The organism is Tolypothrix sp. FACHB-123 (assembly GCF_014697075.1).
In the GTDB taxonomy this organism is placed as follows: Bacteria; Cyanobacteriota; Cyanobacteriia; order Cyanobacteriales; family Nostocaceae; genus Aulosira.
In genome coordinates, this window is sequence record NZ_JACJRE010000033.1 from 51,218 (window position 1) to 63,790 (window position 12,573).

The 12,573-nt window shown below is 41.9% G+C and carries 11 protein-coding genes; 9 read left to right on the top strand and 2 right to left on the bottom strand.

The window, feature by feature from the left end:
- Window positions 1–26: 26 nt before the first annotated feature.
- On the bottom strand, window positions 27–587 hold the full coding sequence (locus H6G41_RS20830) for a thermonuclease family protein (protein ID WP_190748186.1): 561 nt from the start codon (window positions 585–587) through the stop codon (window positions 27–29).
- Window positions 588–784: 197 nt separating this feature from the next.
- Between H6G41_RS20830 and H6G41_RS20835 the strand changes: the two genes are divergently transcribed.
- The 9 genes from H6G41_RS20835 to H6G41_RS20875 all read left to right on the top strand — a co-directional run bounded on the left by H6G41_RS20835 (window position 785) and on the right by H6G41_RS20875 (window position 10,754).
- Window positions 785–1,348 carry a Uma2 family endonuclease gene (locus H6G41_RS20835; protein WP_190748188.1) on the top strand — a complete coding sequence of 188 codons (564 nt, stop codon included), beginning with the start codon at window positions 785–787 and terminating at the stop codon, window positions 1,346–1,348.
- Window positions 1,349–1,737: 389 nt separating this feature from the next.
- Entirely contained in the window at window positions 1,738–3,099 is a 1,362-nt protein-coding gene (gene der / locus H6G41_RS20840; protein WP_190748190.1) for a ribosome biogenesis GTPase Der, read from the top strand.
- A 245-nt stretch (window positions 3,100–3,344) separates the two neighbouring features.
- Complete coding sequence (locus tag H6G41_RS20845; RefSeq protein ID WP_190748252.1) at window positions 3,345–4,274, top strand: energy-coupling factor transporter transmembrane protein EcfT; 930 nt, start codon at window positions 3,345–3,347, stop codon at window positions 4,272–4,274.
- Window positions 4,275–4,870: 596 nt separating this feature from the next.
- Complete coding sequence (gene pipX / locus H6G41_RS20850) at window positions 4,871–5,149, top strand: transcriptional coactivator PipX (RefSeq protein WP_096645455.1); 279 nt, start codon at window positions 4,871–4,873, stop codon at window positions 5,147–5,149.
- A complete protein-coding gene (locus H6G41_RS20855) occupies window positions 5,146–5,826 on the top strand; it encodes a YggS family pyridoxal phosphate-dependent enzyme (protein ID WP_190748192.1) in 681 nt (226 codons plus the stop codon). The genes pipX and H6G41_RS20855 overlap by 4 nt, the downstream gene beginning before the upstream one ends.
- Window positions 5,827–6,173: 347 nt before the next feature.
- Window positions 6,174–6,764: a cell division protein SepF gene (locus H6G41_RS20860; protein ID WP_190748194.1), complete on the top strand. Its 591-nt coding sequence runs from the start codon at window positions 6,174–6,176 to the stop codon at window positions 6,762–6,764.
- A 220-nt stretch (window positions 6,765–6,984) separates the two neighbouring features.
- Window positions 6,985–7,806, top strand: a complete 822-nt coding sequence (proC, locus tag H6G41_RS20865) for a pyrroline-5-carboxylate reductase (protein WP_190748197.1) — start codon at window positions 6,985–6,987, stop codon at window positions 7,804–7,806.
- 69 nt (window positions 7,807–7,875) lie between these two features.
- Window positions 7,876–8,085, top strand: coding sequence for a hypothetical protein (locus H6G41_RS20870; protein ID WP_190748199.1), 210 nt, complete (start codon window positions 7,876–7,878; stop codon window positions 8,083–8,085).
- Complete coding sequence (locus tag H6G41_RS20875; protein WP_190748201.1) at window positions 8,082–10,754, top strand: RNA helicase; 2,673 nt, start codon at window positions 8,082–8,084, stop codon at window positions 10,752–10,754. Before H6G41_RS20870 ends, H6G41_RS20875 begins: the two co-directional genes overlap by 4 nt.
- Window positions 10,755–10,759: 5 nt before the next feature.
- On the opposite strand, the gene H6G41_RS20880 is transcribed toward H6G41_RS20875, so the two are convergent.
- The gene (locus tag H6G41_RS20880; RefSeq protein WP_190748203.1) at window positions 10,760–12,559 is read right to left on the bottom strand and encodes a PAS domain S-box protein; all 1,800 of its coding nucleotides are present in this window, start codon (window positions 12,557–12,559) and stop codon (window positions 10,760–10,762) included.
- Between the last annotated feature and the right edge of the window lie 14 nt (window positions 12,560–12,573).

Sequence of the window (12,573 nt, forward strand, 5' to 3'; positions counted from 1 at the left end):
TGAATTTATTAATTACACATTACCCATTACTTTAAACTTCGATATTCCCAAGGATTAACAAATTTAGCATCGCTCCAAATTCCCCGCTTTTTTTGTTGTGCTTCGGCTTCAGCTTGTTGCACTAAATCTTTACTCGGACACTTATTTAAATAAGGACGATATACTTTTGCAAGTCCTTCCTTTAATAAAACTTGTTGTACAAAAGTACCATCTTTTAAGCGCACTTCTGCAACTTTTCTGCCATAGCGATCGCTATCGGTAATCGTTAAACTAACGCGATCGCCTCCTTGCTTCACCAACTGCTGTAAGCGTTCCTGCGCTTTTGCACCCCAGGTAAATTGATTGCGATCGCTAGCACGTTGACTTTGCTTTTCCTTATTAGTGTGTGGTACTTCTGGCGCATCCATACAAGCAAAGCGCACGTTAAACTTTTTACCGTGAGAATCCTTGACTGTTAAGGTATCACCATCGCTGACACGCTCCACCAAATCTCCAGAGGGCGGAAATAAGCGATCGCATCCCATCAAGCCTAAAATAATAATTCCTGCACACAACCAAATGAGTACTTGCTTGTTGATCTGAACCATTCCCATGCACCAAAGTCTCTCTGGAGGATGATAATAGCAAAACTGCCAACAATCCACAGAGATCCAGAGTTTTCTAGGATTACTATAAGAAATGTAATAGACTGGTTGCAAAACTTCTAATTTTCAGATTCTTTTTTAATCCATGACACCGATGGCTAGCTTAAAATATTGACATCAGGTAATTATGTGGACTTTTTATGGTAAAGACAACCACAGGAAGCAAACTCACCCTAAAAGAATTTCTCTCCCTACCAAAAGGAGATGTAGACTATGAGTTTGTGGATGGTTATGCAGTACCCAAGGTGTCACCAAAATTTTTTCATTCAGCTTTACAAAGAGCTTTATTATTCCTAATTTATGCATGGTGTAAAGGTAAAGGTCGCACCGTTGCAGAATGGTCAATTCTTCTAAAAATTAAAGGTAAAGATTGGTCGCCTCTCCCTGATGTAACTTACATTTCTTATCAACGTCTCCCCAAAAATTGGCAGCTTAATGAGGCTTGTCCAGTTCCGCCGGAGTTAGTAATTGAAATTATTTCTCCAGAGCAAACAATGAAGGAATTTGAAGATAAAGCAAGAGATTATTTTGAAGCGGGATTAGCAAGAGTTTGGGTTGTCAATCCAGAAGCTATGAATATTAGAGTATTTTTCTCACCAGACAACAGCAAAATTTATACAGATAATCTGTCTATTGTGGATGAGTTATTTCCTGGTTTAGAATTAACAGTTAGACAAATTTTTATAGAAGCAGAATTAATTTAATTTTATTATCTAAATAAATAGAATAATTAGATGGATAGAGGAAATAAAATTGATAATCTATAATCTAAAAATCTTATCAATTTAAATAATTGTTTTTTCGTTTTGATTATTAAGATTTATAAGAGCAAAGGTAAATACAGTCTAATTACTCACTTCAACAATGCAATATTTAGAAATGCGCCCGCAAATTTTATTGCTTTGTCCACAAACTCTGAAGTTCAATTCTGCAATCACAGAAACCATAAATAATCACTCACCCAGTCTAGTCATACGATCCTGCAATTACTGTAGAGAAAAAACCTAGGCATACTTGTCTACAGTAAAAGCAGACTTAAAGTAGTTAAAATGTAGAGACATGATATATTAATTCTCTACGTTATCCTGAGTTTATGGGACTGCCAATTGTTGCTATTATCGGACGCCCAAATGTGGGCAAATCCACCCTGGTTAATCGTCTCGCCGGGGAACAAACGGCGATCGTCCACGATGAACCGGGAGTGACACGCGATCGCACTTATTTGCCATCTTACTGGAGCGATCGCGAGTTTGTTGTTGTCGATACAGGCGGTTTAGTCTTTAATGATGACACCGAATTCCTACCCCTGATTCGTCAACAAGCCATGACAGCACTCAGCGAAGCGAGTGCAGCGATTTTCGTGGTTGATGGACAACTCGGCCTGTCACCAGCTGATGAAGAAATTGCCGAATGGTTACGTCAACAACCTGTACCCGTGTTGTTAGCTGTCAATAAATGTGAATCTCCTGAGCAAGGCTACATTCAATCTGCGGAATTTTGGGAATTAGGATTAGGTGAACCATACCCAATTTCGGCAATTCACGGTAGCGGTACAGGTGAATTACTTGATGAGTTAATTAAGCACATTCCTCACGTTACAGAATTACCGGAAACTAACGAAATTAAGGTAGCCATCATTGGCAGGCCAAATGTTGGTAAATCCAGCTTATTAAACGCTTTCGTCGGTGAAGAAAGGGCAATTGTTAGCCCAATTTCTGGTACAACCCGTGATGCGATTGATACATTAGTTGAGCGGGATGGACAAACCTATCGCTTAATTGACACTGCGGGAATTCGCAAAAAGAAAAGCATCGACTACGGCACAGAATTCTTTAGTATCAACCGCGCTTTTAAAGCCATTCGCCGCGCTGATGTGGTTTTAATGGTCATAGATGCTTTAGATGGAGTCACCGAACAAGACCAAAAATTAGCAGGACGAATTATTGAAGAAGGACGAGCTTGTATAGTCGTAGTCAACAAATGGGATGCAGTTGAAAAAGACTCTTACACTATTTATGACTACGAAAAAGATCTGCAATCACGGCTACATTTTACCGAATGGGCAGACACGATCTATGTCAGTGCGGTAACCGGACAAAGGGTAGAAAAAATCTTAGAACTGGTAGTTGAAGCAGCTGAGTCGCACAAACGCCGTGTAAGTACCGCCGTAATTAACGAAGTTCTCGAAGACGCAGTGAGTTGGCATTCCCCACCAACCTCACGGGGTGGAAGACAAGGCAAAATTTATTATGGGACGCAAGTTAGTACCCAACCACCAACGATAGCTTTATTTGTCAATGAGGCCAAACGCTTTAACGACAACTATCGGCGCTACATTGAACGCCAATTTCGTCAACAACTAGGATTTAAAGGCACTCCCATTCGTTTATTGTGGCGTAGCAAGAAAGTCCGTGATGTGGAAAGCGGTAGTGTTAACCGGGCTACCCGCGTGTAATCAAGTAAAAAGTAGGGGCGGGTTTATATAAGATAATCGCTGGATAGTGAAAATATTGGTGAATCCGCCCGTACAAAAGTAAAAAGGTAAAAGCGAATAAGTGTTACCTTTTTCTTTTAAGCTAATGCGCGTCTAGATTGCATAACTACCAATCAGGGCTTTTAACAGTCAACAGTCAATAGCCCTCATGATAGATTGTGCAACTTAAAAGCAGAATAGCTTATCTTTTAACTTTTACCCGATCTATGGATTTACTGCGATCGCTACCATTAGGACTGTACCTAGAAGAACCACAAACTTGGCTGCATAGAATTGACCCCAGAGTCAAGTTTGCTTGGTTGATGAGTTTTCTCACAAGTTATACTTTTGCGCGGAATGAATGGCGCATACTTTTGGTAACGCTATTAATTTTAGTTACCCTCATCGCCAGAATTCCCCGCCGTGTATGGCAACAGCAAATGGGTTGGTTATTAGTCTTAGCTTTTTTTGTTTTTACCATAGCAGCTATCAGTCCAGATGGGTTGGGGATCAACTATCAACAACGCTTACCCGCCACCGAACAAGTTCTCAGCCCGCAATCAACTACCACGAATAACGCCAAGGTTGATGAAAAAGCAGTATTTGGGAATAAAGAATATAAATACGTAATATTTAGCCAAGGGCCTGTGAAAGTTAACCGCCGTTCCTTAGATTTGGCTGTGCGGTTGAGTACAATTTTGTTTACAGTAATTTACAGCACTAACCTTTATCTGCTGACAACCGCACCCGAAGAAATCACCGCCGGGATGGAAAGCTTAATGCAACCCCTGCGACGCTTAAAGTTACCTGTAACAGAAATTGCTCTAACTTTAACTTTATCCTTGCGCTTTATCCCCCTAGTTTTAGAAGAAGTCCAGAACCTAATCCGCTCCGTTATGACTAGGGCGATTAATTGGAAAAAGCTGGGAATTAAAGGAGCAGTCAAAGTTTGGATGATTGTCGCCGAGCGCTTGTTAGAAAATCTCCTCCTCCGAGCAGCGCAAATGGCTAGTGCAATGATGGTACGCGGTTTTACCAGTCCTAACGAGCATCGAGTCCCTTGGCATGATTTACGTTTAAAAAGGTGGGATTGGCTAGCCATTGCCACATTAACTCTATTTTGGGGCGTGCGTTTGGCGATCGGTACTGATATCTAAGAACTATTTCCGAACTTAGCAAATTTGTCAGCAGGGAAAGTAGAGGAAGAATCATCTGATTTATTGGTTTCGTAGATAACAGACATTAGAGATTTATTACCCTGCTCCCCTGCTCCTCATGAGAAATTGCCACAGGTCTTGCCGCAGATAGCGATCGTGAGCCAGAATGGGGTGAATCTCTGCACAAAGCTCCATGACAAATAATGGCACTCAACATAATCATGCTGAATTAATGAATATTGTACCTTTGACCATAATGCGCCAATAGACAGAAATTATGGCAGCATAGAGAGAGGCTTATGCAAAAACCAGTCTGACGGCGCATTACCTGCCGTTCTTAACTCCAAACAGGATGGCAGAGCCGATTGCTGAATCGCACCTGAAGTGCAAGTTCCAATAGACCGAATCGCCACTAGTAGCATCATCTCTCTATGAGTAACTAGATCAAGGTCTTCACAGCTGCCATTCAACAGCAAAACTTATTGAATTTCGCATAAATTTGCACAAATATTCTGGCGAAAGTCCCTTATCATCGTCTGAATGTTGTTACGAAAACTGCGAAAAGATATATTACAGACGCTTACCTTGATTATTAAATGAATCCCGAAAACGCAGAAACTTACATTAATCATCCAACTTGGGGCTTACTTTACAGAATCTGTATGGTTGATGAGACCCAGGATCTGTTCACTACACTTTATGCCCAACGCTTATTTTTTTTAGTAGCAAATGACATCAAAGGTATAAAATTTCAGCCTATAGGTCGCACCGAAGCCAGAATGATGTTGGAAAATCGCTTACGGACTCTGCGTCGCACAGGGCAGTTACAGGAGTACGATCAGCTTCAGAGTGTTTTCCAACGCACATTCCAATGACTAGTTCGATTAGCGAACGTATTACTCAAATTCGCTCCTCCCTCCCCGATTCAGTTCGCTTGATTGCTGTCAGCAAAACGGTTCCTGCGGACAAGATCCGCGCCGCCTATGCCGCAGGAATACGTGATTTTGGTGAAAGCCGAATTCAAGAAGCCGCTAGTAAACAAGCTCAGTTACAAGACTTGTCTGATATTACCTGGCACTTTATTGGACATTTACAAAGCAATAAAGCCAAGAAAGCCCTAGAGCAATTTCAATGGATTCACTCTGTAGATAATTTGCAACTGGCACAGCGCTTAAATAACTTAGCGCCACAGTTGGGAGTGAATCCCCAAATTTGCCTGCAAGTCAAGATTCTCCCCGATCCCAACAAATCAGGCTGGACTGTACCCCAACTGTTAGCCGATTTACCTGTAATTAATCAATATAAAAATTTACAAATTCAAGGTTTGATGACAATTCCGCCGTTGGGGTTAAACAAAGCAGAAGTTTTTGATGTATTTAATAGCACTTCAAACCTAGCGAAAACCATTAGAGATCAGAACTGGTCGCATATCCCAATGCCGCACCTATCGATGGGGATGTCAGGTGACTACGAAATTGCCGTAGCAGCAGGTGCAACGATGGTAAGGTTAGGAACCATCTTGTTCGGGGATCGCCCTGATAGCGTGAATTAATAGCTTGTATCTCTTATATCATCAGCTTTATCCTGCTGTTGATATAAGTTGTCATTTTTAATATTGCATTGTGTAACAAAATATATATTTTAACAAAAGCCGTACTGAAGAAAAATCAGCTTAGGGTAACTTTCATTTGGAAATACATTAGTATATAATCTTGACTCATTATCACGGCTAGGGAGTGTCCAGATAGCTTCCACAGCATCTGTTCCTCACTTAAACCAGTAATAGAAGCTACAGCTAGTAATAAAATTCTGAATAACCCCTTTGTAGCAATAAAATTCGGCTACACTGATTTATCGCCAGGTAAACATTAAAGTTAATTTGCACCAGGAGCGTAGAAGATGAGCATATTTACTAAACTCAGAGATTTTGTCGGACTCAATGAACCTGTAGAATACGAGTACTACGAAGAAGAACCAGAAACCGAAAGCTACCAAAATCTCTATCAAGAAGAGAATGTGCAACCAGCGCCACCAGAACCGACTCCTCAGAATCGACGTTGGCGGGAACCCATGCCTACAATGGGTAATGATGTAGCAACAGGTTCAAAGTCAATGGGGAATGTCATAGGTATGCCAGGAGCAATTAACGGAATTTCTGAAGTATTAGTACTTGAACCACGCACCTTTGAAGAAATGCCCCAGGCAATTCAAGCTTTGCGTGAGCGTAAGTCTGTGGTATTAAATTTAACAATTATGGATCCAGATCAGGCTCAACGGGCAGTAGATTTTGTCGCAGGTGGTACTTACGCATTAGATGGACATCAAGAGCGGATTGGCGAAAGTATATTTTTATTTACACCCAGCTGCGTGCAAGTTAGCACTCACGGTGGAGTTATTCATGAAGTACCACAACCCCCAGCACGTCCTGCCCGTACCCCAGGTGCAACACCAGTATGGGGCACTGAAACTAACCGGATGGCAGCACAGTAAATTGGGATTAGTCAATAGTCCAAAGTCAATAGTCAAAATTTCGGCTCCGTGACAGTTAAATCTCGACTTGTTTAGACTTCGCTCAGCAATCATAGCTGAATTTCCACGTAATCGAAAGGCACTGGCTACAGTTACAGTTAAAGGTAATCAATCTTAACGATTGACAATTAACCCTTGACCATTGACCATTGACTCTTGACAATTGACTAATGACTAATTAATGACTACTAAATTTGGCTTAATAGGTGGTGGGGTAATGGGAGAAGCGCTGTTATCCCGCCTTATTGCGCGTGGAGTTTATCAACCATCAGAAGTCATCGTCAGCGAACCCCAGCCGGCAAAACAAAATTTTTTAAAGCAGCAATACGATGTGAATGTGACTACAGATAACCGCCTGGTTTTGGCGCAAAGTCGGGAAGTTGTGTTGTTAGCAGTTAAGCCTCAAGTATTTAGCGCGATCGCTCAAGAATTAGCAGAAATAATTGAGATAACTGTCAAAGAAAACTCACCTCTAGTTATCTCTATTTTAGCGGGTGTGACTTTAAATCAGCTAGAAGCGGCATTTCCCCAATCACCAGTAATTCGTGCCATGCCAAATACACCTGCTACCGTTGGTGCAGGAATGACAGCCATTTGCTTAGGTGCATACACAACGGTGAAACACCAGCAAATAGCCCAGCAAATTTTTTCCGCAGTTGGGGAAGTCGTAGAAGTAGCCGAAGGCTTAATGGACGCAGTCACAGGACTTTCGGGAAGCGGCCCGGCTTATGTAGCCTTGATGGTAGAAGCATTAGCTGATGGGGGAGTAGCCGCAGGTTTACCAAGAGCGATCGCCAACCAACTCGCCCTACAAACCGTCTTAGGTACAGCCACACTGCTACGTGAAAGCAAAATGCACCCCGCAGAACTCAAAGATAGAGTTACCAGCCCTGGAGGTACAACCATTGCCGGCATTACCCAACTAGAAAAAGCCGCTTTTCGCTCCGCCTTAATTCAAGCAGTCAAAGCCGCCACAGAGCGATCGCAAGAATTGGGGAAGTAGGGGTTAGGGGCTAGGGGCTAGAGGCTAGAGGCTAGGGGCTAGGGGATAAGGGAAGGAAGCAACTAACAAATGACCAATGACAAAGCGCAAAGTCTGAGCGGAGGTTTCCTCCGATCAGAACTTTGTAAGAATGCCCAATGCCCAATACCCAATGCCCAATGCCCAATGCCCAATGCCCAATGCCCAGTACCCAATGCCCAATACCCAATAACAAATGACAAAGTTGACAATATAGCCGTTAATATAGTAAACAGTCTGGTTGCTAATGTGATTGAGTGAATTATCCCGCATCATCCCCAGAACTTGACCTTGGGTCAATTTTTCCGTTTAATCTGGATCAATTTCAATTAGACGCGATCGCCTCTCTCAATGACGGTCGGTCTGTAGTTGTTTGTGCGCCCACAGGTTCGGGCAAAACCTTAGTAGGTGAATACGCGATTTATCGTGCTTTGGCGCGAGGTAAGCGGGTATTTTACACTACGCCTTTAAAAGCGCTGTCAAATCAAAAATTACGCGACTTTCGCGAGAAATTTGGTTTTGAACAGGTAGGACTTCTAACCGGAGATGCGTCCATTAACAGGGATGCGCCGATTCTGGTGATGACCACAGAAATTTTTCGCAATATGCTCTATGGCACGCCCATAGGGCAAGTTGGCATTTCTCTGGTAAATGTGGAAGCTGTGGTACTCGATGAGTGCCACTACATGAACGATCGCCAACGGGGTACGGTTTGGGAAGAATCGATTATTTATTGTCCCCGGGAAGTGCAATTAGTCGCCCTTTCAGCTACCGTTGCTAACAGCGATCAACTCACCGATTGGCTAAATCGCGTCCACGGCCCCACTGACCTGATTTACTCCGATTTTCGCCCTGTACCCCTAGAATTTCACTTTTGTAATCCGAAAGGATTGTTTCCTCTCCTCAACGAGAGTCAAACCAAAATCAGTCCTCGCCTAGCTAATCGGGGAAAAAGAAAACCGGGAGACAAAGGTAAAGGCGGTAGGCCAGAAGCTCCCAGCATTATTTATACCTTGAACCACTTACAGCAACGGGATATGTTACCCGCCATTTACTTTATTTTCAGCCGGCGAGGTTGTGATAAAGCTGTGGCAGAAGTAGGCGATCTCTGGTTGGTGAATAATGATGAATCTCAGGTATTGCGCCGCCAAATCGATGAATTTTTAACCCGCAATCCCGAAGCCGGGCGTTCTGGGCAAATTGCGCCCCTGTATCGGGGAATAGCTGCTCACCACGCCGGCATATTACCAGCTTGGAAAGTCCTAGTAGAAGAATTATTTCAACAAGGGCTAATTAAAGTAGTATTTGCTACTGAGACCCTAGCGGCAGGAATTAATATGCCCGCCCGCACCACTGTGATCTCTACCCTTTCCAAACGTACCGACACCGGACACCGCCTGCTCAATGCTTCTGAATTCCTGCAAATGGCGGGACGGGCTGGGCGGCGAGGTATGGATTTACAAGGTCATGTGGTCACAGTCCAAACTCCTTTTGAAGGGGCGAAAGAAGCGGCATATTTAGCTACATCTAAACCTGACCCCTTGGTAAGCCAATTTACTCCTAGTTACGGGATGGTACTTAACTTACTGCAAACCCACACCTTGGAGGAAACCAGAGAGCTAATAGAACGCAGTTTTGGCCAGTATATGGCGACGCTGCATTTAAGACCCAATTACGAGGAAATTGACGAGCTACAAGCCGAATTAGCTCGACTTCAGGAGCAAATCGCCGCCGTTGATGAAAATGAACTGGCTGTGTATGAAAAATTGCGCCAACGCCTGAAAGTAGAAAAGCAAATTTTGAAAACTCTGCAACAACAAGCCCAGGAAGACCGCCAAGAGCAATTAGGAATGATGTTAGGGTTTGCGGTTTCCGGGACATTGCTAAGTTTAAAAGGCAAAAATATCACAGTTTCTGCGCCAATTGCCGCCGTATTGGTTGGTAAAAGTTCCGGTTCTGAGCAATCTACTTGCTTGGTATGCTTAGGCAAGGATAATCGCTGGTATGTAGCTGCGACAGAGGATATTGTCGATTTGTATGCGGAATTACCCAGAATTGATATTCCATCTGAGATTTTGCCACCACCGGAGCTAATTTTTAAACCAGGACAAATTCAGGTTGGCGATCGCCAAACAGCAATCATTGCCCAACAAATCCCTGAACCAGGTGAGTCTTTATATATACCGCCAGAGGTAGCAGAACAACTGAGTCGGGTAACAGCGGTTCAAGAACAATTAGAAGCCCATCCGATTTATAAATCCGGCAATGTCGGCTCTATTTTCAAACGTAAGGCGCGTTATGTAGAATTAGAAGCCGAATTACAATTGTTACAAGAACATGTAGAGCAACAATCCCGACATCACTGGGAAGAGTTTCTCAATTTAATTGAAATTTTGCAACACTTTGGCTGTTTAGATAACTTAGTCCCCACACCTTTAGGACAAGTTGCCGCAGCCATTCGGGGAGAAAATGAATTATGGCTGGGTTTGGTACTTGCTAGCGGTGAATTTGACCAATTAGATCCGCACCATTTAGCTGCTGCTGTAGCTGCTTTGGTGACAGAAACGCCTCGCCCAGATAGTAAAGTCCGTTTTGATTTGAGCAATCAAGTTGTTGATGCTTTAGCAAAACTGCGGGGAATTCGTCGCCAGATGTTTCAAATGCAGCGGCGGTATAATGTAGCACTGCCTATTTGGTTAGAATTTGAGTTAATTGCTTTGGTAGAAAAATGGGCGTTGGGGATCGAGTGGACAGAACTATGTGAAAATACCACCTTAGATGAGGGTGATGTGGTAAGAATATTACGCCGGACTTTGGATTTATTATCCCAAATTCCTCACGTACCTAATTTACCAGAGTCACTGCTACGTAATGCTTACCGTGCCATTCAGTTAATTGATCGCTTCCCTGTAAATGAAGTAGTAGAATAAACTGGCTAAACTTTCGTCTGTCTCTGTTCTTGGGGAATGACGATCGCAAATTCTGTATGGCCGGGAGTAGAATAGCATTCAATTTGTCCTTGATGTCTGTCCACGATAATTTGATAGCTAATAGACAAGCCTAAACCCGTACCTTTACCAATCTCTTTAGTAGTAAAGAAAGGGTCAAATAGACGATTGCTAACTGTTTCGCTCATTCCCGGGCCATTGTCGATAATCCGAATGACAATTGAAGATTGAGAATTGGAGATATCAGCTTGTTCTCCAATCTCAATACTTGCATCTCCCTGTCTAAATTCAGTAAAGATAGTAATCTGGTTAGGGTTGGCTAAGATTTCCTCAGGCGATCGCTTTTGATTATACTCTTCCAAAGCATCTATAGCATTCACAATAATATTCATAAATACTTGGTTGAGTTGTCCTGCATAGCATTCTACTAAAGGTAACTGACCGTATTCTTTGATGACTTCAATTGGTGGAGAACCAGTTTTCGGTTTCAGGCGATGTTGGAGAATCATCAAAGTACTATCTAAACCATCATGAATATTTACCTCTTTGACTTCCGCTTCATCTAAGCGTGAAAAAGTCCTAAGAGATAAAACAATTTCTCGAATCCGGTTAGCGCCTACTTTCATAGAAGCTAACAGTTTTGGTAAATCATCAAAAATAAAATCAATATCTATCGCTTCAATTTCTGATTGCAATGTAGAGTTGGGATTAGGGTAATGTCGCTGATAACATTGCAGTAAATAAAGTAAATCTTCTACATATTCAGTAGCGGGGTTGATATTACCGTAAATGAAATTAACCGGATTATTAATTTCATGAGCAACACCAGCTACAAGCTGACCCAAACTAGACATTTTCTCGCTTTGAATTAGCTGTCTTTGGGTTTGCTGCAATTTTTGTAAAGTCTGTTCTAATTTTTCTTTTTCTTGAATTAAAGCAATAGTGCGTTGTTGTACTCGCGTTTCTAAATACTGATTGGCTTGCGCTAATCGACTTAAAGCTTCTTGTAGAGAGAATTCTGTTTGTTTGCGACCGCTAATATCAATAATGAACCCAAGTAATTGTATTACTTTACCTCCAGAACGCACAATATTGACAATATCTTTGACCCAAATCCAGTTACCATCAGCAGTTAATAAGCGATATTCAATTATATAATCATCTTCTGTTTTCGATTTTAGTTGATGGTATTCAAGCACTAAAGACCTATCTTCTGGATGAATGTGGAAATACCAGAATTCTGGTTGATACCAATCTTCTAATTTATAACCAAATAAATCTATTGCTTGTGGCCCGACATAGGTAAACTGGTGATTATTTGGCTCGGCTTCCCAAGGTACTAATTTTACACCTTCTACCAGTCGCTTTAATCGTTGCTGAGTTTGTGCTAAATCTTTTTCTGTATGCTTGCGTAAGGTAATATCATTGGCAATTACAGCATATTGGCTAGTAATACCTTCTGAATTATGAATAGGGAGAACATCTACTAGTAACCAATGCTCTTTTTGCTGCTTTGATAAATAAGAAATTTCAAATTTAAAATTTTCACTTTTTAATAATTGTTCGTGAATATAAGCTGGCTGAATATTACTCTGAAAATTATCATCCAGGACAGTAAAAAACTTTTTTCCGATTAATAAATCAGTGCTAATATTTGCCAGGTTAGCAAATGCTTCATTTACCCATTGAATGCGTCCAGATCTATCAGTTAATGCCATTAATAAATCAGCACGATTTGCTAAGGCATTAAACATAGTTAAAGGTAAATTAACCGAGTTAACTACCATGCTCATAACTCCTG